Annotated in this window: 18 protein-coding genes; 13 read left to right on the plus strand and 5 right to left on the minus strand. The window is 60.4% G+C overall.

The window, feature by feature from the left end; translation table 11 throughout:
- The 5 genes from FJ398_07445 to FJ398_07465 all read left to right on the plus strand — a co-directional run.
- The coding region (locus FJ398_07445) for an IS630 family transposase (GenBank protein MBM3837788.1) at window positions 1–256 on the plus strand (256 nt) is incomplete at its 5' end.
- A gap of 85 nt (window positions 257–341) precedes the next feature.
- The gene (locus FJ398_07450) at window positions 342–2,093 is read left to right on the plus strand and encodes a PAS domain S-box protein (GenBank protein ID MBM3837789.1); all 1,752 of its coding nucleotides are present in this window, start codon (window positions 342–344) and stop codon (window positions 2,091–2,093) included.
- 12 nt (window positions 2,094–2,105) lie between these two features.
- Window positions 2,106–2,537, plus strand: a complete 432-nt coding sequence (locus FJ398_07455; protein MBM3837790.1) for a hypothetical protein — start codon at window positions 2,106–2,108, stop codon at window positions 2,535–2,537.
- A 53-nt stretch (window positions 2,538–2,590) separates the two neighbouring features.
- The gene (locus FJ398_07460) at window positions 2,591–3,853 is read left to right on the plus strand and encodes a PAS domain S-box protein (protein ID MBM3837791.1); all 1,263 of its coding nucleotides are present in this window, start codon (window positions 2,591–2,593) and stop codon (window positions 3,851–3,853) included.
- A 42-nt stretch (window positions 3,854–3,895) separates the two neighbouring features.
- Complete coding sequence (locus FJ398_07465; GenBank protein MBM3837792.1) at window positions 3,896–4,858, plus strand: response regulator; 963 nt, start codon at window positions 3,896–3,898, stop codon at window positions 4,856–4,858.
- Window positions 4,859–5,096: 238 nt separating this feature from the next.
- Here the strand turns inward: FJ398_07465 and FJ398_07470 are convergent, their stop codons facing one another.
- Complete coding sequence (locus FJ398_07470) at window positions 5,097–7,787, minus strand: spermidine synthase (GenBank protein ID MBM3837793.1); 2,691 nt, start codon at window positions 7,785–7,787, stop codon at window positions 5,097–5,099.
- 462 nt (window positions 7,788–8,249) lie between these two features.
- Between FJ398_07470 and metF the strand changes: the two genes are divergently transcribed.
- From metF to ggt, 3 genes are all read left to right on the plus strand, one after another.
- Window positions 8,250–9,182 (plus strand): methylenetetrahydrofolate reductase [NAD(P)H], encoded by a 933-nt coding sequence (gene metF / locus FJ398_07475; protein MBM3837794.1) that lies wholly within the window; start codon window positions 8,250–8,252, stop codon window positions 9,180–9,182.
- 264 nt (window positions 9,183–9,446) lie between these two features.
- Complete coding sequence (locus FJ398_07480; GenBank protein ID MBM3837795.1) at window positions 9,447–10,538, plus strand: hypothetical protein; 1,092 nt, start codon at window positions 9,447–9,449, stop codon at window positions 10,536–10,538.
- 530 nt (window positions 10,539–11,068) lie between these two features.
- Window positions 11,069–12,883: a gamma-glutamyltransferase gene (gene ggt / locus FJ398_07485; GenBank protein MBM3837796.1), complete on the plus strand. Its 1,815-nt coding sequence runs from the start codon at window positions 11,069–11,071 to the stop codon at window positions 12,881–12,883.
- Between the two features lie 149 nt (window positions 12,884–13,032).
- Here ggt and FJ398_07490 read toward each other — a convergent pair whose 3' ends face one another.
- On the minus strand, window positions 13,033–14,214 hold the full coding sequence (locus FJ398_07490; protein MBM3837797.1) for an ATP-binding protein: 1,182 nt from the start codon (window positions 14,212–14,214) through the stop codon (window positions 13,033–13,035).
- A 285-nt stretch (window positions 14,215–14,499) separates the two neighbouring features.
- On the opposite strand from FJ398_07490, the gene FJ398_07495 reads away from it, so the two are divergent.
- The 4 genes from FJ398_07495 to FJ398_07510 all read left to right on the plus strand — a co-directional run bounded on the left by FJ398_07495 (window position 14,500) and on the right by FJ398_07510 (window position 20,726).
- The gene (locus FJ398_07495; protein ID MBM3837798.1) at window positions 14,500–15,132 is read left to right on the plus strand and encodes a DUF1080 domain-containing protein; all 633 of its coding nucleotides are present in this window, start codon (window positions 14,500–14,502) and stop codon (window positions 15,130–15,132) included.
- An 84-nt stretch (window positions 15,133–15,216) separates the two neighbouring features.
- Window positions 15,217–15,660, plus strand: coding sequence for a hypothetical protein (locus FJ398_07500; GenBank protein ID MBM3837799.1), 444 nt, complete (start codon window positions 15,217–15,219; stop codon window positions 15,658–15,660).
- Window positions 15,661–15,674: 14 nt separating this feature from the next.
- Entirely contained in the window at window positions 15,675–17,369 is a 1,695-nt protein-coding gene (locus tag FJ398_07505) for an arylsulfatase (protein MBM3837800.1), read from the plus strand.
- Between the two features lie 45 nt (window positions 17,370–17,414).
- On the plus strand, window positions 17,415–20,726 hold the full coding sequence (locus tag FJ398_07510) for an excinuclease ABC subunit UvrA (protein MBM3837801.1): 3,312 nt from the start codon (window positions 17,415–17,417) through the stop codon (window positions 20,724–20,726).
- A 399-nt stretch (window positions 20,727–21,125) separates the two neighbouring features.
- Here the strand turns inward: FJ398_07510 and FJ398_07515 are convergent, their stop codons facing one another.
- Complete coding sequence (locus FJ398_07515) at window positions 21,126–21,422, minus strand: hypothetical protein (protein MBM3837802.1); 297 nt, start codon at window positions 21,420–21,422, stop codon at window positions 21,126–21,128.
- Between the two features lie 190 nt (window positions 21,423–21,612).
- On the opposite strand from FJ398_07515, the gene FJ398_07520 reads away from it, so the two are divergent.
- Window positions 21,613–23,052, plus strand: coding sequence for a M28 family peptidase (locus FJ398_07520; GenBank protein ID MBM3837803.1), 1,440 nt, complete (start codon window positions 21,613–21,615; stop codon window positions 23,050–23,052).
- A 599-nt stretch (window positions 23,053–23,651) separates the two neighbouring features.
- On the opposite strand, the gene FJ398_07525 is transcribed toward FJ398_07520, so the two are convergent.
- Together FJ398_07525 and FJ398_07530 are read right to left on the minus strand one after the other, a co-directional pair.
- Window positions 23,652–24,872 carry a hypothetical protein gene (locus FJ398_07525; GenBank protein ID MBM3837804.1) on the minus strand — a complete coding sequence of 407 codons (1,221 nt, stop codon included), beginning with the start codon at window positions 24,870–24,872 and terminating at the stop codon, window positions 23,652–23,654.
- A 6-nt stretch (window positions 24,873–24,878) separates the two neighbouring features.
- A complete protein-coding gene (locus FJ398_07530; GenBank protein MBM3837805.1) occupies window positions 24,879–26,285 on the minus strand; it encodes an MBOAT family protein in 1,407 nt (468 codons plus the stop codon).
- Window positions 26,286–26,338: the final 53 nt, after the last annotated feature.

A 26,338-nucleotide genomic window follows, 5' to 3' on the forward strand; every position in this document is an offset into this window, starting at 1 on the left:
TATCAGCAAGGAAACGATGGCGTACTTGGCCACACGCCCCAACCGCTTTGTGTATGTGCACACGCCCAAGCACGGTTCGTGGCTCAACCTGGTGGAGACGCTCTTCGGGAAAATGGCGCGGACCTTTCTGCGCGGGATGCGGGTGGCGAGTTGGCAGGAGATGAAAGAGCGCATTCTGCGGGGCGTCGCGGAAATCAACCAGGCACCAGTGGTCCATCGTTGGAGCAACTTTACCGCCCTGGAGACGCTGCCGTGATTGTTTACTTGTCACAAAAACGATGTACTAGCTTGAGTGTTGTTCACAGCGACCCCGATCTGAAGCTGCCTGCCGACATGGTTTGATGTCATTTGCGCGGGGCGCTGGAACAGCAGAGCGACACACGATGAACGAGACCGACACGGCGGATTTGGCGCGGATTCCGCTTGAGGAGATCCGTGAGCGCAAACCCGGCGATGCGCTCCGCGACAGTGAACTTCTCTATCGCGGCCTGCTCGATTCTTTGCCCAGTGCAGTGTTTGTCTGCGATCGCTCGGCCGTGATTCAGGATTACAATCGACGCGCCGCGGAACTCTGGGGTCGCGAGCCCCAGCGCGGCGATCCCAACGAGCGCTTCTGCGGCTCCTTGCGGCTGTATCGGCCCGACGGGACCCTCCTGCCGCACGCACAATGCCCGGTGATGGAAGTCATGCGCACCGGCGTTCCCGTCCCAAACGTCCGGGTCGTGATCGAACGGCCGGATGGTTCGCGGCTCCCGGTTCGAGTCCATTTCGCGCCCCTGCGAAACCCCCAGGGTGAGATCATCGGCGGGATGACCTCGTTTGACGACATCACGGAATTCGAGCGCGCTCAGACGCTGGCGAGGCAGAGCGAAGCGCGTTTCCGGCAACTCACCGAGAATCTTCTCGTGAGTCTTTTTAGCAAGGATGCAGATGGCCGCTTCAACTTCGTGAACCGACACTTCGCGACTCTGGTGGGCAGACCGGTTGAGGAGATCGTGGGCAAAACGGATCGAGATCTTTTTCCGCCGGAACTCGCGGACGCCTATCGCCGCGATGACCAGCGCGTGATGGAAAGTCAGGCTCCGCTGAATCAGGAGGAGGAACACCAAGACCCGGGCCGGGAGAAGGTCTATGTGCAAGTGATGAAGGTCCCGACCTTCGACAATCAAGGGCAGGTCACGGGAGTGATGGGCATCTTTTGGGATATCAGCGAACGCCGGCGCGCAGAGGAAGCGTTGCAAACCTCGGAAAAGCGTTACGCCGATCTGATGAACAATCTGGACGGGATCGTGTGGGAGGTGGACGCGCGGACCTGGCAGTTTCGCTTCGTCAGTCCGCAGGCCGAACGCATCCTGGGTTACCCGGTGAGCCGTTGGCTCAACGAGCCGAACTTCTGGCCCAACCACATCCACCCTGACGACCGCGAAGCGGCCGTGAAATACTGCGTCGAAAGCACCCGTCAAGCCTGCGATCACGATTTCGAGTACCGCATGGTGGCCGCCGATGGCCGCGCGGTCTGGTTGCATGACGTGGTCAGCGTGAAGGCGGACCACGGCGAGGTGGTCACGCTGCACGGCGTGATGGTGGACATTTCTAATCGGAAACAAACTGAATCGGAGTTGGCCGATCACCGCATCCTGCTCCGGACATTGATTGAGCACACGCCGGCGGCGGTGGCCATGTTTGACACGGAAATGCGCTACCTGGCCTGGAGCAAGCGCTGGCTCACGGACGACAAGCTGGGGAACCGTGAGCTTGGCGGGTTGAGCCATTACGAGGTGTTTCCGGAAATCGGCGAGGATTGGAAAGCCGTCCACCGTCGCTGCCTGGCGGGCGCGACCGAGTGTCGCGAAGAAGATGCCTTTCCGCGCGCGGACGGGACGGTCGATTACCTGCGGTGGGTGGTCCAACCCTGGCACAAGCCGAGCGGCCAGATCGGCGGCCTGGTCATGTTCACGGAAGTCATCACAGAACGCATCCGAGCCATCCGGGCGCTGCGCGAGAGCGAGGAACGTTTTCAGGCATTCATGAACCAGAGCCCGGTCGTGGCCTGGATCAAGGACGACCAGTTCAAGTTCCGTTACGTCAATTAGGCCTTCGAGAAGCTGTTCGAACGGTCCGCCGACAGCATCCTGGGCCGGACGGATTACGATCTCTATGCCAGGCAGTCGGCCGACCAAACTCGCGCCAATGATCGTCACGTGTTGGCGAGCGAGGAAATGCTCGAGACGATTGAACAGGTCCCCGGCGCGGACGGCAGAATGCGCCAATGGCTGGTGCAAAAGTTCCCGCTACTTCGGACTGATCAACGGACCTGGGTGGGCGGAACTGCAGTGGATGTGACGGATCGGCACGAGGCTGAGGCCGCGCTGAAAGCCTCTCAGCAGATGCTCCGGATTGTCCTGGACAGCATCCCGCAAGGGGTTTTCTGGAAGGACCGCGATTCCCGCTTCCTGGGCTGCAACAGGGTCGCCGCACGCAAGCGAAGGATTCGATTCGCCCGACGAGGTGATCGGCAAAGACTGACTGCGAACTGAGCGTATCCACCCCAGAACAAGGCCAGGAATTTATCCGGATCGACCAGGAGGTCATGACCACGGACGAGCCGGTGGTAGGACGCATTGAGCCGGCGACCTTTCCGGACGGCTCGATTCATTGGTTGGAAACCAACAAGAGGCCTCTGAGGGATTCGGAAGGTCGCATCATGGGTGTCCTGGGCACCTGGCAAGACATCACCGAGCGCCGTCAGCGGGAATTGGATCTGCGCCTGCGCAATGATGTCCTGGCGGCACTGGCCTATACCGCCAAAGAGTTGTTGCAAGCCGCGGATTGGCGCCAGGGCATCCAACCGACTCTGAAGGCCTTGGGCGAAGCCTTTCGCGTCAGCCGGGTCTTTGTCTTCGAGCGCTGTCGGAATAGCGCCGGAGCCGATTGCGTCAGCCAGCGCGCCGAATGGGCCGCCCCGGGAATCCCGCCCCAGATCGACGACCCGGACCTCCAAAACATGGATCTGGCGCGAGTGGGCTTTGTCAGTTGGCAGGCGAGCATGAGCGCGGGCCAACCCGTCGCCACGCTGGTGAAGGACTTGCCGGAGGCCGAACGAGCCTTCCTTGAATCGAAAGGAGTGGTCTCCGTGGTGATCTATCCGATCCAGGGGGACGGGGAGTGGAGGGGGTTCATCGGTTTCGATGAGTGTTTCGTCGAGCGCCAATGGTCCGAAGCAGAGCTGAATGCCCTGCGCACGGCCAGCGGATTACTGGGCGCTGCGATGGTGCGCACCCGCTCGGCGGCCGCGCTGCGGGATAGTGAGATCTTCCTTCAGATGTCGCAGCACGCCGGACAGTGCGGGAGTTGGGAGTGGGACCTGGGGACCAACGGCGTGCGCTGGTCGGAGGTCATGTGCCGCATCCACGGCCTCGAGCCCACCCAATTCCCGGGGACACTCGAGGCCGCCGTGGCCTTCATTCATCCTGACGATCAGCCCGACGTGCGAGAGGGGATGGCAATTCTATTGGAGACACACCGATTCCGCGACACCGAGTACCGCATCATTCGACGCAACGGCGAAGAACGCAAGCTCTGGGGCCGGGGGCAGATACTCTTTGACTCCGCCGGACACGCGGTCCGGGTCATCGGCACTTCGACGGACATCACCGAGCGCAAGCGCGCCGAGGAAGAGCGCCGCCGGCTGGAGGCTCAAATCCTGCACGCCCAGAAATTGGAAAGCCTCGGCGTCCTGGCCGGTGGCATCGCTCACGACTTTAACAACCTGCTGACGGCCGTCCTGGGCTATGCCAACCTGGCGTTGGTCAGTCTGCCGGACGAATCGCCAGCCTGCCCCATGCTCCAGTAAATCGAGAAGGCGGCCCAACGGGCCGCGGACCTGACTCAGCAAATGCTGGCTTATTCGGGCAAGGGCAAATTCGTCGTTCAACCCGTGCGGCTGGACCGGTTGGTCCAGGAAATGGCCAAATTGCTGAATACGGTGGTGTCCAGGAAAGCCATCATGGAACTCGACCTGAAGCCGGCCACCGTCGAGGGGGATGCCACACAGCTCCGACAGGTCGTGATGAATTTGATCACCAACGCTTCCGATGCACTCGAAAGCAACGTGGGAAAAATTTGCGTGCGCACCGGAGTTCAGGAGACCGCGGCCGCTGATCTGCGTTCCCCGTTTCTTCCGGAGGAACTTCCCCCGGGTTCGTATGCCTTTGTCGAGATCGAGGACACCGGCTGCGGCATGTCCGAGGAAACGATGCGCAAGATTTTCGATCCCTTCTTCAGCACCAAATTCACGGGACGCGGCTTAGGACTGGCGGCCGTGCTGGGCATTGTCCGCGGCGATCGGGGAACCACCAAGGTGGCGAGCACGCCCGGTCAAGGCACGCGGTTTCAGGTGCTGTTACCCGGCGCAGCGCCCATAACAACGGACCGGCTTGCGCCGGGTCGCCAGATGCAACCGCGGCACGGCTCCGGCACGGTCCTGGTGGTCGATGACGAACCGAGCGTCCGCGAATTCGCCCAGCGCGTCTTGGAGAGCGGAGGTTTTACCGTCCATTGGGCGGAGGATGGAGAACACGGCCTGAGAGTATTTGCGCAACATCGACACGGGATCGTGGCCGTGCTTCTTGACCTGACGATGCCGCGCATGGATGGCGTGGAAGTTTTGCGGCAATTGCGCGCTCTTTCCCCGGACGTGCCGGTTGCGGTCATGAGCGGGTACAGCGAAATGGACATTGCCAGGCGCTTTGAGGGGATGCGCGTGGACGGCTTTTTGCAGAAGCCGTTTGTGTCCCAAGATCTCCTCACGCTCGTGAGCCGGATGGTGCCGCCGAACACCGCACCGCGGTCTCTCTGACCGTGCCAGCACTCTCCCAAAGCGCTTAACCTAACTTCTGACCTCAGAAAAACAAAAGATGCGGGTCCAGCAAAGGGGTTGATAATTCCCCGAATTCTTTGTTCTCTTCGTTGCCTTTTGTTAAGAAACAGAAGCCAACGAAGGGAACGAAGAAGAGAACCAAGGGAATTCTTCTTCCGCATTCTGACTTGCTCCACGCAAACTTTTAGTGAGTTCAGAACTTCGCTGCGCGGCGGCGTCACCGCTCCCTGGACAGCCGTCTCAGCAATTCATTGGCCACGGGCCGCGAGGGTTGGGCCTCAGCCAGCCGCTGCAACAGCCAGCGCGCCTCATCCGGTTGGGTCTTCGCTTGTTGCACCGCGATGGTCAGACAACGAGCGTACGCGGTCGAGAATTGGTCGCTGAGGCGGCAGCTTTCGAGGTAAGTGTCGAGTGCGCTCGCTAGCCGTCCTGCGGTTTCCTCGGCCAGCCCGCGCAGATAAACGTCGCGCGCCTGGATGAATTTCTCCAGTCGAAGGAGGAAGGTCTGATTTGCGTCCTCTCCAGCGCTTTCGATGAGTTCTCTTGGATTGCCCCGGACACGGTCCAGCCAACGGAAAAGCAGCCGGTGCGGCGCTTGGTTCCGCCGATACGCGAAATGCGGCGCGCGCAGAATGACGACCGGTTGGTCGTCCGTGTTCAAGGCGGCGCCTTGGGAAAATTCCCGCAGCGCGCTGGGTCCCGCGAGGAAACACCCGAAGAGATGCAGGGCATCCGGCAAACCCAGGCTCTTGAGTTCTTGAATCAGGTTGGGATCGCGGACGCGGTTCTCGAACCAACCGGTGGAATCCACAGTCGCTTCGTCCATGGCGATGAGGCCCAGCACGGGCGTATCGACGTTGAACCGCAGCAGAAAAGCCCGGGCGTCGGGAAACACTTCCAGGCAAGTGCGAACGATGACTTGCAGCATGGCCTCATCGAGTTGAAACAGCGGCAGCCACTGGCAAAAAACTCCGTCCGGCGCCAGGCGCTGGCGCATCGCTTGAAAATGTTCCCGCGTGTAGAGCGCCCCCGCGCCGTCCCGTGCCGGATGAAAAAGGTCGGCCACGATCACGTCATACTGCTCGCGGGATGCGCGGACGAACCGGCGCGCGTCCGCCACGCGCACGTTCAGGCCGGGCCGAAGGCGGTTGTGCGGTGCAAAGTGATCCAAGACGTGAGGAATCTCAGGAATCAGTTCGACGCCGTCCGCCGCTAAATCGGCATACGGCCCGGCTGCGGCAAAAGTGATCCCTGTGCCCAGGCCAAGAAACAAAGCGCGCTTTGGATTCGGGTGCAGCAGGAGCGGAATGTGGGCATGGCGTCGCGCCGCGTCCGCCGCACCGGTGCCGCCCATCGTGAAGCGATTGTTGACCAGCAAACTCCGATGGCCGTCGAAGTGCTCGACCACCGCGATCGAATCCATCACGCCTTCTCGATATTCGAGGATTTTGCCGCCCGGCGGCGCTTGAACGATCTGCAGCCGGCGCGGAAGCGCAACCATCAACACCAGCGGCAAAATCAGAAGCATCCAGGCTCGACCCGAACGTTTCGGCAGAAGCGCGACGTACGCGCCGGACAGGGACACGAAGCTCCATTTGGCCCCCAGGGCAGGCAGCAACATAACTCCGAATATGAGCGGCGCCAGCGCGCTGCCCAAAGTGTTTAGAGCCACAGCACGGCCGACGCCATCGCGCTCGCGCTTGCTGGATTGAACGAGATGGCTGAACATCGCGCCCATCAGGATCGTGGGCAAACCAAAGACCAAAGCGGCGACCACGGCTTCCGCGGCAAATCCTCCGGCCAACGTGTCACCTAAGCTGGTTCGACAGAAAACGTAGATTTTCTGCGCCCCGGTGAGAACCCAGGCGCCAAGCAGACAACTCGTGGAAAGGCCGATCAGGAGCAACGGCCGGAGTCGGGTTGTCGAAGTTCGATTGCCGAAGCGATGGTAGATACTGGCGCCGATCGAGGTGCCGAGAAGGTAAACCGACAACGCCGCGGCAAAACTGTAAATCGTGTTCTCCAGCACTTCAGCCATCACACGCACCCCGAGGACTTCGTATCCAATGCCCAACAGGCCGGTGGCGAATAAGGTCAGGTCCAAACCCTGGCCCTTACGAATCTGCTCATGCCCCGTGAACCAGGTAGGGCGAGTCCGTCCCGGCGAGCCGCGCGACATGCTTGGCGCACGTCCAGGGCGGCTCGCTGGGGACAGGCTCGCCTTGCCTTGAGGCTCAAGTGAAGGAGGCCGCTGTTGCTCTTGAGTAGTTGAAACAAGAACTCGCCGTTGGCTTCGCGCCTCCACGATCAACATCACCACGCCGCAGAGCAGATTCAGCCCGGCCAAAGCGAAAAGCGACTTCGTGAAACCGAGCGATGGCACCAGGATGAACGTGCTGGCCAAGGTGCCCGCCACCGCGCCCAGCGTGTTGAGTGAATAAAGCACGGCAATGCACCGGCCATCGGCCATCCACGGGGACGCGAATCGTTCCATTGCGGGCAGCGTCGCTCCCATCGAAATCGTTGCGGGAAGCAGCGCAAGAAAAGGGACTGCAAAGGCCGAGAACCAATGCCGTGCTGCGGAAGGGGCCAGTCCTATCAGACTCAACGCAAAATCGTTCGCGAGCGGCAACAGCGCCGTCAACAACAGTCCCCAGACTCCAATGACTATTTCGAGCGCGGCATACCAGCGCCCAGGGCGGGCGCTCCTTCCGATTGCGCCATCCAGCCTCCAAGCGCCCAGGGCCAGGCCGCCGAAGAACGCCGCTACCACGGCGAGCACCGCAGGCATTTCGTGCCCAAGGCCGATCCCGAACTGGCGAGACCAAATCATCTGGCAGCCGAGTCCACCGAGACCGGAGAGGAAGAAAACCGTGTAAACCGTCCGCCGTTGGAGTTTAGGCGTCATCGAGAACTGGAGAGGGAGAAATCCGGGCGCCCGAAAGACGCGGACCAACACCGTGCGGCGCGCGGAACTAACCACGGATTACACGGATCATACGGATAGGAGCGAAGGAACGAACTCGTGTATCCATGTTCATCCGTTGCCTCCACAAGTTGGCGGTGAAGCGTAGCTATACAGATTTTCAATCTGCCGTATCGCCGACTTGTAGTCGGCTGCGCGACAAACTCGCCCGACCGCACCGGATTGGCCGGCGTGCCGCGGATTCCAAATCCGCGATACGGCAGAGTGCAACTCTGCGCTACGTGGACGGCGATCACCGACAACTCGTGGATGCACTGGTGTTCATCCGTGGCCGAACCTTGAACTCGAAACCTGGAACCTCGAACCTCGCCCCTGGGCGGCCTGGGCGGATACCCCATTTCTCGCAGCTTGGATTTCCAGAACGATTCGCGCATAATGCCAACGATGCAGTTTATCCGCGACATCTACGCCGCCAAGCAAGCCAGCAATCGCCCGGTGATTTCCTTTGAATTCTTTCCGCCGAAAACGGAGGAAGGCGACCGGAACCTGCTGGAGAAAACCATCCCTGCGTTGAAACAACTTCAACCCGATTTCTGCTCGGTCACGTACGGCGCCGGCGGCAGCACGCGGGAGAAGACGTTGATGATCGTGGACCGCATTCAGCGGACCCACGGGATCACGGGCATGGCCCATTTGACCTGCGTCGGCTCGACCAGCCAGCAAATCGGCGAAGCGCTGGAGCAGGCCCGAGCGCTTGGAATCAAGAACATCCTGGCCTTGCGCGGCGATCCGCCCGGCGGCATGGGCGAATTCAAGAAAACTGAAGGCGGCTTCGAGTTTTCGTATCAACTGGTCCAGTTCATCCGGCAAACGGGCGGCTTTTCCATCGGCACGGCGGGGTTTCCGGAAGGCCACATCGCCTGCAAGGAAGGCAAGCAGGTCGATTGGGAGCGATTGAAAGCCAAGATCGATTGCGGCGCCGACTTTGTTATCACCCAACTTTTCTTCGACAACGCGGACTTCTTTGTCTTCCGCGAATACATGGTGAAGAAGCTCGGCGTGACGGTCTCCATTACGCCCGGCATTCTGCCCATCCTGAGCGCCGCCCAGGTGAAGCGGTTTACGGAGATGTGCGGCGCGCGCATGCCGGCGCCGCTGCTCGCGCGGCTGGAGCCTTTGCGGGACAATGACGAGGCGGCGACCGAGTTTGGGATCGAGTACGCGACGAGACAGTGCGAAGAACTCCTGCGCGAAGGCGTGCCTGGGCTTCACATTTACACGTTGAATAAAGCTCGCTCCGCGACGCAAGTGCTGAAAAACTTGGGCCTGGCGTATCAAGTGGCTCGATCGCGCCTGCCAACCGGCGCAGCTTACTGATCAGACCGCGGGATAGAATACACTTTGCCAGGAGGGATTTTGGCCAGCCGCGAGGAGCGCGCGAGGCGGTGTATCCCTGCGATCCACAACGAGCGAGCGACGAAGCGGCTGGCCAAAAGACCCCTGGCCCTGCGGGTTGCGCCGCATTTGGGCTCTGGCTTCGTTGCTCCTCAGTCGAAGAATCCACCAGGGATATTCTCCTTCGTCGCGCCTGAGCCCAAATGCGACGCAACAAAGTGTATTCTATCCCACGGTCTGATCAGTATGAATCCCTCCGACACGGCTTTCTACGTCACGGGCGGCACGCTGCGGCACGACGCGGCGTCGTATGTGGACCGCAAGGCGGACAAGGAATTGCTCGAAGGCCTCGTCAACAGCGAGTTTTGCTACGTGCTCACGTCCCGGCAAATGGGGAAAAGCTCCATCATGGTGCGCACGGCCAACAAGCTTCGCGCCGGCGGCTTCAAGGTTGTGGTGCTGGACCTCACGGCCATCGGCCAAAATCTGACGCCGGAACAATGGTACGATGGTTTGCTGATGCGGCTGGGACGGCAATTGGGCCTGGAACAACAACTGGAGGATTTCTGGAGCACGCGCGACCGCGTCGGCGCCGTGCAACGGTTCATGACCGCGATTCATGACGTCGCGCTCGCGACCCTCGCCGGCCCGCTGGTGATTTTCGTGGATGAAATCGACATCGTGCACAGCCTGCCGTTTGCCACGGACGAATTCTTTGCCGCGATTCGCGAGTGCTACAACCGCCGCGTGGAAGATCCCGCCTTCCAGCGCGTGACCTTTTGTTTGCTCGGGGTCGCGACGCCTTCGGAGCTGATTCGCAATCCGCACACCACGCCGTTCAACATCGGCCACCGCATTGAACTCACGGATTTCACCGAGACGGAGGCCGCGCCCCTGGCTCAGCGGTTGGATGCAGACTCCGGCCAGGCCCAGGCTTATCTCAAGCGCATTCTTTTCTGGACGAACGGCCATCCCTATTTGACCCAGCGCTTGTGCCGTGCCGTTTTCGAGGAGAAACCCAAACTCAGGCTGACGCTGCAGGACGCGACACCGCTGCAATGCATCGACGATCTTTGCGAACGGCTCTTTCTCTCGCCGCGGGCGCGCGAGCAGGATGACAATCTGCTCTTCGTTCGGGAACGCATCCTGCGCGTGGAAGTCGATCTCGCCAAGCTGTTGAATCTTTACGAGCAGGTGCACCACGAAAACCTGATTCCGGACGACGAAGCTAACGAATATATCAATCAACTGCGGCTCTCCGGCATCATCGCGGCCGACTCGGGCCGATTGAAAGTGCGCAACCGAATTTACCGCGAGGTCTTTGATCCACAGTGCTAATTGCAGCCATCTGCTGGGGGGCGACTTAAAGTGTCGGTCAGCGACTCCGATAGACTTCCCTCTCTCCCCGCGAGGAACGAGTGGGGAGAGAGTTGGAGAGAGGAGTTTCTTGGAAACATGAGAAGCGAGCCGATAGCAGCCTCCCATGAAACTCGATCCTGAATTCTGAGTTCGTTCGCGCTTCTGATTTGCACGAATCTTCTCCCTTCCTGAGTTACTACGGGAATGCTGAGATCCATCTTCTCTTTTTGCCACAGGAATTCACCTCCAATGGCTGTTCATTCCATATCCTGGCCTCTCAAAGAATTCAACTCTGTGTCCAAATCCCAACGCTTAAATCCCCTTTTTCCCTCGCGCATGAGTGCCCGAACAAGTCTATGCGCGAGCTCCGCCGCAGCCGCTAAAGAAGGAGCAAGGATAGTAAACGATAGTGAAGCATACCGTACGAAGGATGGAATCTGTTGCCGCGGGATTGACCGACGACGCCGTCGCGGACAGAATGAAATCCGTTGCCACCCAGTCAGGTCACGATGATGAAATCACTGAAATCCCACTTCGTAGCGCTCGCACTTCTTGCAGGGGCTTTCCCCTCGGTTGAAATCCAGGCTCAGACGACGACTCGAACCATGCGGCCCGTCATTCGCGGACGTTACCACGCTGTGACCTCCATGAAACCCGAAGCCACTTGGGCAGCCGAACGAATCTTGCTTGCCGGCGGGAACGCGTTCGATGCCATCGTGGCGGGGCAGGCCGCGCTTTGCGTCGCCGATGCCGCTTCGAACGGCGTCGGCAGCGACGCGGTCATTCTCATCTATGACGCCAAAGCGAAGAAAGTCTGGTCGCTGAACGCGGAAGGGACCGCGCCGCAGCTCGCGACGATTGAGTGGTACCAGAAACACAACAACGGCAAGCTGCAGGTGGATGACGGACTATTGGCAGGCACCGTGCCGGGCGTGGTCGATGCCTGGCACCTCCTGCTGGATCGCTGGGGCACGATGAGCTTTGCGCAGACGCTCGCGCCGGCGATCGATCTGGCGGAAAATGGTTTTCCCCTCAGCCGCAGTTTGGCCGGCGCCATCGCGGGCTCCAAGAAGCTCAAGAAATATCCTTCCAGCGTCCGCGTTTATTATCCGGGCGGGCAGCCGCCCAAGGCCGGCGAGATCTTTCGCAATCCAGACCTGGCCCGGACGTTGAAAAAGCTCGTGGAAGCCGAGCGCCAGAACCGCTTCAAAGGCCGATCTCGCGCTTTGAAAGCGGCGCGCGACCGCTTTTACAAGGGCGACATCGCCCGAGCCATGGCGAAGTTTTCCGAAGAGAACGGCGGACTTTTCCGTTACGAAGACTTTGCGAATTACACGGCGAAGGTGGAGGAACCCGTCTCGCTCGATTACCAAGGCTACCAGGTTTACAAGAATCCTTCAGCCAACCAGGGACCGGCGGAGCTGTTTACGTTGAGTCTCCTCAAAGGATACGACCTGAAAGGACTCGGCCACAATACCGCCGAGTACATCCACACTTCCGTCGAAGCCCTCAAGCTCGCCTTCGCTGACCGCGAGAAATTTCTCGGTGACATGGATTTCATCCGCATCCCGTTCGAAGGCCTGCTCTCGGAGGAATACGCCCGCGAACGGCGCAAGTTGATCGATCCGGAGCGCGCGTCGCTCGAACTTCGGCCGGGCTCGCCCGAGAGATTTATGAAGACCAGCGGAATGTTCGGGGGCAAGGTCACGGTGAATTTCGAGGGGAAAGCGGACCACGAAGGCGACACGAGCTACATTGCGGTCGTGGATAAACAGCGCAACATGGTGACCTTCACACCGAGCTTGCACAGCGGGTTCGGAACGGGCGTCGTGATGGGCGACACGGGACTGATTTTCAACTGCCGCGGGGATTACTACTCGCTCGTCCCCGGCGAAGCCAACGCGCTGGCGCCGGGCAAACGGCCCCGCAGCACGCTGCAAACGACGTTGGTCATGAAAGACGGAAAACCGCACATGGTCATGGGCAGTCCCGGCGGCGACGATCAGATCATGCGCACGATGCAGACCTTCCTGAACATGGTGGAATTCGGGATGAACGTGCAGCAAGCGATCGAAGCGCCGCGCTGGTCCACACGCAGTTTTCCCGCGTCGCCCTTTCCGCACACGATGTATCCGGGAGAAATGTCCGTGGAATCCCGCGTGCCGGAACCTGTTCGCCAGGCGCTCGCCGCGAAAGGCCACAAACTTAAGACGACCGGCGACTGGTCGATGGGCAACAACGGCGCGATTGTCGTGGACTTGAACACGGGACTGCTGAGCGCCGGCGCGGACCCCCGCTGCGATGCCTACGCCTGGGCGTGGTAGAGCCGGCTTTCCAGCCGGCTCGTTTGGGCGACTTTCCAGTCGCCCGGCGGACGGGACTGGAAATTCCCGCCAACCCGCAGACAGGAATGTCTGCGCCACGTTTCATGGTCCCCTTGCGCGTTGCAGCGACCACGAAGGTTCCGCGTCCCTCACCACAACCGTGCCCGGACGAAATCTTGCCAGGGCCGCGCCCGGACGCCGGGCGCCACGGTTTCGTTCGGCGTCCCGACGCGAGCCGGTCGGTGGACGAGAGTCATCTTCACGCTGCGTTGAACGCCAGGCTGCCCGCTCATCGCTGCTGCGAGCCGCCGCATCCCGTGGGCATCGGATGGCGTCACCGTGTGCGCCGCCTTCGCTTCGATCAGGTGAACGGCGCCGTCTTTGCCTGGAACGACAAAATCCACTTCCAGCCCCTGTTGATCGCGGAAATAGTAGAGTTCGCGGCGGCGGCCGCTGTTGCACTGCGCTTTGACGATTTCACCGGCGATGAACCCCTCGAACAAGACTCCAAGAAACGGCGATTTTTCCAGTTCGGCCTCCGTTTCGATGCCGAGGAGATGGCAAGCCATTCCTGAGTCTGCGATAAAAATTTTGGGAGATTTGATCCGCCGCTTTCCCAGATTCTCAAACCACGGTGGCACCACAATGATCTGACCGGTGGTTTCCAGGATGTCGAGCCACCGTCCGATGCCGGGCACGCTCATGCCCAGCGGGGCCGCCAAATCCGTTTTGGTGAGGATTTGTCCATGACGGCTCGCGACCAGCGCGAGAAATCTCCGGAACGTCGCCGGTTCCTGAATTGCGCTGATGCTGCGCACGTCGCGTTCCAGGTACGTCTGGACATAGGCGCTGAACCAGAGGGACGCGGCCCGCGGCCGGGCGAGCACCTCTGGAAAGCCGCCTCGGATCAAGCTCACCTTTGGCGTCTCGCGCAGGGACATCGGCAGCAACTGGAGGACGGCCGCGCGCCCGGCCATCGACTCCGTCACGTTGTGCATCAGGCCGGCCTCCTGCGAGCCGGTGAGGAACCAGCGCCCCGCGCGCCGGGGTTCGCGGTCAATGCGTGCGCGGACAAAGTTGAACACTTCGGGAACATTCTGGATTTCGTCAAAAATGGCCGGCAGGCGCACCCGGTCGAGAAAGCCCTGGGGATCATCACGGAACCGCGACACCACGTCTGGATCCTCGAACAGATAGTAATCCGACGCCGGAAACACATGGCGAAGCAGGAATGTTTTCCCGGCTCGCCGCGGACCGGTGAGCACCACCGCGGGGAAATTCTTCGCGGCCATCGCCACCTGCGATTCCAGCTCTCGGTGAAGGTAGCGCATACGTGAGTTTTCTAAACTGGCAGTTTAGAAAACTCAAGCCAACAACCGTGCCGTCCGTCCCGCTTGCTGATCCCAAATCACCGATTAAGCCGAGGGAATTTGCTCTTGAACCGCGACTAAACGCCGATGGACGCGAATCGAAAGGAGAGCGAGGCGCCGCGCCGCCGCCGCCACTGGCTGTCGATGAGGTTCCTTGCGGGAAGAACTCATCTCAGCCATTTAAGGAGATTGCCTCCGCTTGACGCGCCGGAGATAAAATCCTACGGTGCCCACGTTCCTCATACTATGAAACGAATAATCCTCCTCACTGCTGCACTCCTCTCCACCGCGTTCCTCGCGGCCGATGACAAAGACGGCTGGATTTCTCTCTTCGACGGCAAATCGCTCGAAGGCTGGAAAGCCAGCGAAAATCCCGACACCTTCAAAGTCGAAGATGGAAAGATCGTCGTGTTCGGCCCGCGCGCGCATCTCTTCTACGTGGGACCGGTTCAGAATCATAACTTCACGAACTTCGAGTTGAAGCTGGAGATCATGACCTTTCCCAAGGCGAACTCCGGAGTCTATTTTCACACCGAATGGCTCGAGAAGGGCTTTCCGCGCAAAGGCCACGAAGTCCAGGTCAACACCACGCACACGGACCCGAAGCGGACGGCGGGGCTTTACGGGGTCAAGGACAACTACGACTCCCTCGTGAAGGACGAGGAATGGTTCACGATGCACATCATCGTCCAGGGAAAACACGTCACGACGAAAGTCAACGGGAAGACCATCGTGGATTACACCGAACCGGACGCGCCAGAGACCGGCCAGCGCGCTTCGGCCCGGCGCATCTCCAGCGGCACCTTCGCGCTGCAAGGCCACGACCCCGGCAGCAAGATTTACTACAAGAGTATCCTGGTGAAACCCTTGCCGAACTAACCCAAACGCGGCGCGAGCAGGTAGGGCTGTGCTGCCGCACAGCCATTGGTTCTAACGGAATCTCACTTCACGAGCCGAACCATTATGAAAAAGACAACCGCGATCTTCCTCGCAACCGTTGGCGTGGCATTCCCAGCCATTCTGGCCGCGCAGCAGCAAAACAGCGGCCCGGACAAACGAGCCGCCGCTCCTGGGACCAACCGCGACGTGAACTCAAAACTCGAGCAGATCGTGGCGATACGGGAGGTTCAACTTAAGAGCTATGAGCTTCAACTCCAGGCTGGGCGAGTCCATATTATTGATGGCTCTCCCGAAACCGCGCTGGCTGATGCTCGAATTCGGCTGGCACAGGAAAAGAATGACAACAAGGCCGTTGTCGATGAACTGAGAAACCTGGTTGCGGCGCTCGAACGCCGCCTGAAGCAGGTCCAGGCTATGACGCTGGATCGTTTGGCACCGGGAGACATCGACCGATTCAAGATCGCCTTGCTGGAGGCCGAGATACGCCTGTTAAAAGCGCAAAAGTGAACCGCCTTCCTGTGATGATATTGACCACGGATAACGCTGATGGCACGGATAGGAATGCTGGTGCCTCATTTTACTCCTTCTTCATCCGTGTGATCCGTGTCATCCGTGGTTCATTCCCCTGGGGCTCGCGGCGCAAAGACCTCAACCCGGCTCTCGCCGCAACCGAAGGAGCGCGGCTGTGGTCGCAGACACAGCCGCAGCGCGCCAGAAACGCCAGACTGCTGCGGCTGGTGCTTTGCACACAGCCGCGCGCCGAAATCTTCGCAAGAACGAAATTGATTCCAGTCACAATCGCAGGCCTGCTTGCACTACTCGGAGCCAATCCCTGTTTGCAGGCAGCCGCTCCTCAATCCGGAAAACCCAACATTCTCTTCATCCTCGCCGATGACCTGGGCTGGGCCGATGTCAGCTTCCATGGCGGCGAAATCAAAACGCCGAACCTCGACAAACTCGCGGCGGCGGGCGTGCGGCTGGAACAATTCTATGTCCAGCCCGTCTGTTCGCCCACGCGCGCGGCTCTGCTCACGGGCCGCTATCCGATACGGCACGGGCTGCAAGTCGGCGTGGTGCGGCCCTGGGCGCAATACGGCCTTCCGCTCGAAGAACGCACGTTGCCGCAAGCGTTGAAGGAAGCCGGCTACATCACGGCTATTTGCGGCAAGTGGCATCTCGGCCACTTTGAACCCGCTTATTTGCCAACCCGCCGGGGGTTCGATCATCAATACGGCCACTACAACGGCGCGCTCGATTACTACACCCACGTCCGCGACGGCGGATTCGATTGGCATCGCGACGATACGGTTTGCCGCGACGAAGGGTACAGCACGCATCTGATCGCCCAAGAATGCGAACGGCTCATCGCGGCGCACGACGAGAGCAAGCCGCTTTTTCTCTACGTCCCGTTCAATGCCGTGCATGCGCCACACCAGGTGCCGGAGAAATACACGGAACCCTATGCCCACCTCAAAGGGCCTCGCCGCACTTACGCCGGGATGGTCGCGGCCATGGACGAAGCGATTGGTCAGATCGTTGGCGCGTTGGAGAAGCGCGGCTTGAGAAAGAACACCCTCATTTTCTTTTGCAGCGACAATGGCGGGCCGCAGCCCGGCGTCGTCACCAGCAACGGGCCTCTGCGCGCGAGCAAAGGCACCCTCTACGAAGGCGGAATTCGCGTGCCCGCGCTGGCGGTTTGGGAGGGCAAACTCAAGCCCGGCACGATTTGCGACGAACCGTTGCACATCGTGGATTGGTATCCCACGCTGCTGAAGCTCGCGGGAGTTTCACTTTCTCAAAAGCTGCCGCTCGATGGCCGCGATCTCTGGCCAACGTTAGCCGAAGGAAAACCCACACCGCACGAGGAGATTCTCCATAACGTGACGCCGGTCGCGGGCGCGATCCGCCAGGGCGATTGGAAGCTCGTCCTGAACGGCGGTCGTGGCACGGCCGAGCCGGACGCGAAACCGGAGGGAGGGCAAGCGGCTCGAAGAGCCGGCAAACCTCAGGGCCGAGGCAATGCCAACGAGCGCGTCGAACTGTTCCACATCGCTCAAGATCCGAGCGAGCAGACCGATCTGTCCGCGCGGTTGCCGGACAAAGTGAAAGAGCTCCGGGCGCGCCTCGATCATTACGCGAAGCAAGCCGTCCCGCCAAAGAGCACTCCCAGGCCTGCCGCCTTCAAATCGCCGAAGATTTGGGGGGAGAAAGATTGATTCGGCTTGGTTGACACACCGTCGCGCGTCATTAGATTGCGCCCGATGTCGAAACGGTCCGCTGTTCCTGTGATTCGCCTGCGCGGGGTGCGTCACAACAATCTCAAAAATTTCGATCTCGATCTCCCGGCCAACCGACTGATCGTCGTCACCGGGCCGAGCGGTTCGGGAAAAAGTTCGCTGGCGTTCGACACGCTCTATGCGGAAGGCCAGCGGCGCTACATCGAGACTTTCTCGCCTTACGCCCGCCAGTTTTTCGATCGCATGGACAAACCGCGCGTGGACAGCATCGAAGGCATTCCGCCCGCGATCGCGATCGAACAACGCAACACCGTCAAGACCACGCGATCCACCGTCGGCACGATCACGGAGATTTGCGACTACATGAAGCTGGCCTGGTCGCACCTGGCGCAGCTCTATTGCCGGCAATGTGGCCGGCCGGTGCGGAAAGATTCGCCGGATCAGATTTGGGCAAACCTGACTTCCGGCGGGGCAGGGGAGGGCCGCGTGGCAGAGGAAGTCCTGATCGCGTTTGAACTCGAACTTTCCGAAAAGCTTTCCCTGGCGGACTCGCTCGCCTTGATCGCCAAGCAAGGCTACCAGCGCTTGCTCCTGGCAAACTCAGACCACGACCGCAAACTCGAAGTCGTGCGCGTGGAGGAAGCCGCGGCGCGTCTTCAGGACCGGAATGCCAAGCATCTGACCGTGCTTCAGGATCGACTGGGGCTGACGGCGGCCAATCGCGCCCGCTTCGCCGAAGCGTGCGAGCAAGCGTATCATTTCGGCCGAGGCCAGATCGTCGTGCATCCTCCGAACGGCGGTCTGGCCCAGCGCTTTTCCAGCCGCTTTCATTGCGCGCAGTGCGACCTCGAATATCGGGAGCCGACGCCGGCGCTTTTCAGCTTCAATCATCCGCTCGGCGCGTGCCCCACTTGCCGAGGCTTCGGGCGCACCATCACGATCGATTACGATCTGGCGATTCCGGACCGCTCGCTCTCGCTGGCGGAGGGCGCGGCCAAGCCCTGGCAGAGCGGCATGTCCGCCGAATGCCAGGACGACCTGCTGAAGTTCTGCAAACTCCGGAAAGTTCCGACTCAGGTGCCCTTCCAGGATCTCCCCAAAAACTCGCAGGACTGGGTTTTGAACGGCGACCCGGACTACGGCAAAGACAAAGAACACGAGTGGCCTCGCGCGTGGTACGGCTTGAAGGGCTACTTCCGTTGGCTGGAATCGCGGTCTTACAAGATGCACGTGCGCGTGCTGCTTTCGCGCTATCGCGCTTACCGCACGTGCGCGGATTGCCACGGGCAGCGGTTTCAACCGGAGGCGCTTCACTTCAAGTTGCCGGATCACAACGCCCAGTTGATCACGCTGGCGGATTTCTATCGCCAGCCGGTTTCCAGCGCGCTGCTCGTCGTTGAAGCTCTCATGGCCTCGCGGAAGGAACGCAAATCTTCGGACCCCCTTTTCGTGAGCCTCAACGAAGTGCGCGCGCGGCTCAAATACCTCGACGAAGTCGGTCTGGGTTATCTGACACTGGATCGCGCGACGCGGACGCTTTCGGGCGGCGAGACTGAACGCGTGAGCCTCACCACGTGCCTGGGTTCTGGCCTGGTCAACACGTTGTTCGTTCTGGACGAACCCAGCGTTGGCCTCCACGCCCGTGACACGGCGCGCCTGGTCAAAATCCTGGAACGCCTGCGCGACGCAGGCAACACCGTCGTCGTCGTCGAACACGAAGCGAGCGTCATGCGCGCGGCGGATCAAATTGTCGATCTCGGTCCAGGCCACGGTGAAACCGGCGGGCGCCTGGTGTTTCAAGGCGCGTTCGGCTCGATCCGTCGGGCGAAAGGAACGCTGACCGGCGATTACTTGAGCGGCCAGCGGAAGATCGAGATTCTTCCGCGCCGCAAGGTTTCGCCGCAACGCAGGAAGCTCCAACTTGCGAACGCCATGCTGCACAATCTGAAGAATCTCGCGGTCGAAATTCCGTTGGAGCGGCTGGTTTGTGTCACGGGCGTCAGCGGTTCGGGGAAGACGACGCTGGTTCGGGGAGTTCTTTTGCCGGCGTTGGAGGCAAGGTTCAGGAGCCGGACGTCAGGGGTCAGGGGTCAGGGGTCAGGGGTCAGTGATCCCCTCACCCGTCCTGCGGACACCGTCGCCATCTCTGAGGGGGAGAGGGACGGGGTGAGGGGGGACGTTCAGGGCGGAGATGGTGGTGCGGAGGGGGACGATGGCGAAGATGCTTTGACGGCCGCAGCGGATTCTCCGCATCCCGCGGCGCAGCTTTCGGGCGCGGAGCATTTGGGGCGCGCGGTGCTGGTGGACCAATCGCCCATCGGGAAAACGCCGCGTTCGACACCGGCGGTTTATACGGGCGCGTTCGATCATGTCCGCGAGCTATTCGCGCGATCGGAATTGGCCCGCCAGCGCGGCTTGAAAGCGAGCGCCTTCAGTTTCAATTCGCGCGAAGGCCAGTGCGAACGTTGCCGCGGCGCGGGCTTCGAGAAGATCGAAATGCAATTCCTGAGCGACGTCTTTATCCGTTGTCCGGAGTGCGATGGCCGGCGGTATCGGGAACACATTCTGGAGGTTAAGCTATCCAGGAGTTTGAGTCCTGAACAAGGGGCCAAGAACGCCCATCGCGCTTCTTGCTCTGTTCTCTGCGAAGGGAGGAGAGGGCAGGGGAGAGGAGGGCCGTTTGTGCCAAGCTCCCCCTCTCCTCGATCCTCTCCCCGCTCGTTTCTCACGGGGAGAGGAAGAAAATCCAAAGCCGACGTCTCTGCTGATTCAACCCCCGGGAGCGAGGTTGGGGGCTCTGGGACCGGTGAAGTGATTCAAGCCTGGAGCATCGCAGATTTTCTGGAGGCGACCGTCGAAGATGGGATTCAATTCTTGTCCGCATTTCCGGATTCACCCCCGGCCCGGCTGGCCGTCTCCAAACTGAAACTCCTGGAGGAAGTCGGTCTCGGTTATCTGCGGCTGGGCCAACCCATCAACACGCTGTCCGGCGGCGAATGCCAGCGGTTGAAGCTGGTGAGCCACCTCGCCGAATTCACCGAAGCCAACGCGCTGGAAAACAAGCCGACGCTTTTCCTCTTCGACGAGCCGACGACCGGATTGCACTTCGAGGACATCGCGGTCTTGCTCCGTGTGTTTCATCGGCTCGTGGAGGCCGGACACTCCGTCGTGATCATCGAACACAATCTCGACGTGATCAAATGCGCCGATTGGATCATCGATCTGGGGCCGGAAGCCGGGGAAGAAGGTGGCCGCGTCGTCATTGAGGGGACGCCCGAACAAGTGGCTGCGTGCTCGGCCAGCCACACCGGGCAGGCTTTGCGCGAGCTGCTTTGACCCTATGAAGAAAGCACCCCAAACAGCGAGACACGACTTTCACGAATTAATTTAAGGGTCTGTGCAGACCGTGGGATTGACGACAGATCGACCGGAGAACCGTAGCGCAGATTTTCAATCTGCTGTATCGCCGATTTCCAATCGGCAGGGCGCCGGCAAGTCCCAGCGGGCTCGGACTGGGAGACGCCCCGCAGAATACAATTCTGCGCTACGGCAGAGTGCAACTCTGCGCTACGAGCTTTGTCGTCCATCCGCGGACCAAGCAGTAACACGATTTGAAGTTACGTTCAGAATCCGTGATAATTCGTGCAATTCGTGTCTCGAGAAAGACTGGCGTCGTTGGATCTGCGTTGATCCGCGTCCATCTGCGGTTTCGAGGCCTTTCGCGTAACGCTAAATTTAATCGCCGAGCAGTTTCTTCAATTGATCTCTCGCAGAGGACTCCCGAGCGTCGGATGCCGATTTAGGGACGAAACCGCGTTTGGCCATCTCGAAGTATTCGCAAAAATTTGCCATGTTTTTCTCGGCCACCGGATCCGCGCGGCGGTCGCGGCATTGGTGGGCGACCTTGGGATCGTAACTGACGCAGTTCAAACACACTTTCAGATCGGACCCGCAGCGATGGCACGAATCGCCGCGTCCCGGCTGGCCCGAGAGCGTCCATTCCCAGCCGCAGTTATGACAGTGACGAGTCATGCGGGAGAGCTTAAACCGGTAAAGGCGAAATCAGAAGTCCAAAGGCATGATCCACAGCAATGAGGGGTTTGATGTCGGTCATGACCTCAAGCTCATCCACAGCCAAGGGAAGCGCCAGCCTGAAATCGGATGGCTTACGGAAATCCGGCGACCTTGACGGACCTCACGACTCCGCCCACGATCCAGCGCCATGAATCTTTCCCTGTGTTCCGTTCGTTTCGTGGTGTTCGGACTCATGCTGTCGATTCCGGCGTTCGCAGCAACGGTTGAACCGATCCTTGGCTTCAGTCCCGCCGCCGCCGAACGTCAACGCGCGTTGGAAGCGAAATTCGACGCGCAGCTTGACCCCCTTTTGCTCTCGGAATGGATGAAGCGGCTCGCGGCGAAGCCGAATCACGTCGGGTCCACGCACGTGAAGGCGAATGCCGAATTCATCGCCGCGCAGTTCCGTTCCTGGGGTTTCGATAACGTCGTGGCCAGGCTGCGCGGGCGCGAGCGCCCGGACCAATGGATCATCCGGGGCAATCATCACGACGCCTGGGTGTTCGGCGCGGAAGACCCGCTCAGTGGTTTGGTGGCGTTGATGGCGGAGGCCCGAGCCATCGGGCTTCTGGCCAGGGAAGGTTGGGCGCCAAGGCGCACCCTGATTTTCACGGCCTGGGATGCGGAGGAACCCGGACTGCTGGGGTCGACCGAATGGGCCGAGACGCACGCGAAGGAACTTCGCGAGCATGCCGCGATTTACATCAACTCCGACAACAGCGGGCGCGGCTTCCTGCGCGTCGGCGGTTCGCACACGCTGGAAAAATGGATCAACGGCATCGCGCGCGACGTGATCGATCCGCAAAAAGGAATTCCGGTCGCCGAACGGCTGCGCGCCTTCCGCTTGATCAACGGCACAGCGGAAGATCGGCGTGACGCGCAACATCGCGCGGACCTTCGCATTGGGGCGCTGGGTTCCGGATCGGACTACACGCCATTCCTCCAGCATCTCGGCATCGCTTCGCTCGATATCCGGTACCAAGGCGAGAATCGCGGCGGGTCTTACCATTCGATCTACGACTCGTTCGATCACTACGCCCGATTCGGTGATCCCGGCTTTCAATATGGCATCGCTCTGGCGAAAACCGCCGGGCGCGCAGTGCTTCGCAGCGCGCAGGCCAACTTCCTGCCCTTCGAGTTTTCAAATTTTTTGGAAACGGTCCGCCGGTTTGCCAGAGACGTAGTGAAACTTGCCGACGACACGCGGGAAGAAACGCAGCGGCACAACCGCCTGGTCGGACAGCGCCAATTCGAGAAAGCCGCCGACCCGCGCGAACCCTTCGTGGCGCCGCGCCTGAAATCCCCGGTGCCGCATTTCAACTTCTCGCCCCTGCACAATGCTCTGGATCGTCTGGAGACAGCGGTGCGCCAGTTCGAGTCCGTCCTCCAAAAGCGCACTCAACCGGAGTGGCAGCTTGACGCGGAGTCCGAGGCAAAGCTCGACAGTCTGCTCAAGGAGATCGAACGCGCGCTGACGTCCGAAGAAGGATTGCCACGCCGTCCGTGGTATCGGCATCTTGTCTATGCGCCGGGAGCTTACACAGGCTACGGCGTCAAGACGCTCCCAGGGACCCAAATCCTCGCCTAAGGATTTTGAAAACGAGTCTTGAGCCGGTGGGCGTGGCATTTTCGATAGACGCGATTCAATACGAAATCTATTGAACCGCGACGTTGGCACGCCCCGAACTGGCCGCATCGCAAGGATGGTTTTGAAGATTTAGGCGAGGAACATGGAGGGATACGCGAAGCCATCGAGGAACGCCGTTGGGAAGAAGTGGACCCGCAAACCGTCCGTGTGGCCCTGGCGGTGGAAAGATGCGCGGAAATTTTGGATCGGGGGAGAACCGAAGTGCTGGCGAACCAGTACTGATCAGACCGTGGGATAGAATACACTTTGTTGCGTCGCATTTGGGCTCTGGCTCAGGCGCGACGAAGGAGAATGTCCCTGGTGGATCTTCGACTGAGGAGCAACGAAGCCAGATCCCAAATGCGACGCAACCCGCAGGGCCAGGGGTCTTTTGGCCCGCCGCTTCGTCGCTCGCTCGTTGTGGATCGCAGGGATACACCGCCTCGCGCGCTCCTCGCCGCTGGCCAAAATCCCTCCTGGCAAAGTGTATTCTATCCCACGGTCTGATCAGTAAGCAATGGCGGCGATGTTTCAACAGGAGGGAAGAGAGGCGCCAGAGTTCAACGACCTCGGAGTTCGTGGTCTGGCGCCGAAGTCCCCTCGTGGATGAGTCGGAGTGAACTCGGCGGCGTCGGCGGCGGCAAGGGGACGCGCTTCCAACCTTCCAGGCCAAGTCCGATGTCTCTTTCGACGAATTCCCAGAGAACCACCTTTTTGTCCTTAAGAAATGCGGGACGTCCACGCAACTCCTGCCGCACCAGCGTGGATCCGCCGCCGTCATTCACCAACGCCAGCACCGGTTGTTTGAGTTCCTTGGCCAGGTGCGCGATGAAACCCGCCGCTTTCGGCTCGTCGGTTTGATAGACCCGCACGAAACTGTCGCCCAACACCAGAATCTCCGCATCCGGCGCGTCCTTGTAGAGATCGCCGTCGTCTCGACGCACCACCTGGAGGCATGGGACGGTTTCGGGGCGGATGCGCCGCTCGATCCTCGGCACTTGCATCATGCGCAAGATGTCGCCCAATCGCTGCACCGGCGCGGGCTTCTCGGTGTATTCAACCTGGCCAGGCTGCGCCCAGCCTAATTCAAGGAGACGCCGCGCTACGGTTTTGGCCGCGAGCGCGACTCCGGCCGGCGACCAATGCGTATCTTGCGCCAGATACAACGAAGCCTGGGAATTGGCACCCGCCTGCTCCCGCGCGTCGCCAAACGCCTGGAAAAGATCGATGATTTCGACGTTTGCCGCGCGAAGCTTCTCCAGCACCTCTCTCGTTCGTGGCGCCAGCACGCCGCGGCCAGGCTCAGCCCGTGAAGTCAGTTGATCCGGGTAAATGCTTTCCTTGTTCGGCACCGGCAGGAGCGCAAGCCGGATGCCGCGCGCCGCCAGTTGATCGTGAAAATCCACGATGGCGGCGACCGGATCATTCGTGACGCCTGCGGTGATCGCGTTCTCAGGCCGAGCCAGCATGTAACTCAGTCCGGGTTTGTAGAAATACCAGCCCGCCGAACCGATGGCGGCCTTTTCTCCGCCATCGTTCAGCCAGGCGAACTGGGCGAACTGAATCCAGGGCCGCGTTGCTCGCGCCGCCCAATTGCCGGCTTCCAGGTTTCGCTCGTAAGCGCGCAGATGGGCCGCGGTGGGCGGCTGGTTGAAGAGCTCGAAGGCGTGAATTCCGTCGTCCTGGCGCGCTTCGATCACGATTTGAATCAACGGCACGGCGACGAGGATCCCAAGAAAGATCAGGATCAAGCACCATTGAGGATCGCGAAGGCGGCTCATGACCACTCAGAACTGAAAATAGAGAAACGGGTTGAAAGCCTGCGAGAACATCGCCATGAGCGAAACGGCAAACAACGGCACTACCACGGCGACTCGCCCCCACGTCACCGGTGACTGCGACCAGTCATGCGCTTGCCACGGTTGAAAGACCAACCCGGCGCACACGGCCATGACCAGCAGGTGGTACGGGGTGTAAATCATGGCGCCGAGCAACGGCGCTACGCTTCCCAGTTGGCCAAAGCCAAACATCGCCCGGAAATACTCCAGAGCCTCCGTGAGATTGTCCGCCCGGAACAAAACCCAGGAGAACAGCATCAGGAGAAACGTCAAACCGATCCGCCCCGGCCGGGGCAACGCATCATAAATGCTCCGTTTGCCCCGCCACCTTTCAGCCGCCAGAAGCAAGCCGTGGAACGCGCCCCACACCACAAAATTCCATTTTGCTCCGTGCCACAAGCCGCCCAGCAACATCACCACGATGAGATTGAAGTAAGTCCGTCCTTCGCCCCTTCGATTGCCGCCCAGCGCAATATACAAATAGTCCCGCAACACGCTGGACAACGAAATGTGCCAGCGCCGCCAAAGGTCCGTGATGCTTTCCGAGCGGTATGGCGCGTCGAAGTTCTTCAGGAATTCAAACCCCAGCATGCGCCCCAGCCCCACGGCCATGTCCGAGTAACCGCAGAAATCGAAGTAGATTTGGAACGCGTAAGCCAGCACGCCGGCCCAGGCATCGAGCGCGCACGGATCGGCGGTGTTGAAAACCGCGTCCGCCACGAGGCCGCAGGGGTTGGCGAGCAGAATCTTCTTCGCAAATCCGACGATGAAGATGGCCACGCCCGAAGCGAACCGCGACACCGTGTGTTCGCGTTCGTGCAGTTGCGCCGCCAGCGTCTTGTAGCGGATAATCGGCCCGGCCACGAGGTCCGGAAACAACGCCACGAACGCGGAGAACACCGAGAACGACTTCGCCGGCGTGGCGTGCCCGCGATACAAATCGATGATGTAGGTCAGCGAGTGAAACGTGTAGAACGAAATGCCGATCGGCAAGACCACCTGCAGCACGCGGAACTGTTGCGCCCCGACCGCCGCGAGGATTTGGTTCAACGTCTCCGCGGCAAACATGGAGTATTTGAAGAATCCCAGAAAACTCAGATTCGTCACCACACAAGCGACGACGGCGAGTTTCTTTTGCAGCGCGGTGGCGCCGGGGCGGGTGATGACTTTGCCCCAGACAAAGTCCATGACGGTGGTGAACAGCATGAGGCCCGCGAACCACGGCTCCCACCAACCATAGAAGACATAGCTCGCGAGCGTGATCCAGACGTTCCGCCAGCGATACGGGAGGTTGTAATACACCAGCAGAAACAACGGCAGAAAATAGAAGACAAATACCTGCGTGGTAAAAACCATAACCGGATAGCTCGTTTAATCATGACCCAGGGAATCTCATCCCGTCGCAATCG

This window comes from Verrucomicrobiota bacterium, from assembly GCA_016871535.1.
Classification (GTDB): Bacteria; Verrucomicrobiota; Verrucomicrobiia; order Limisphaerales; family SIBE01; genus VHCZ01.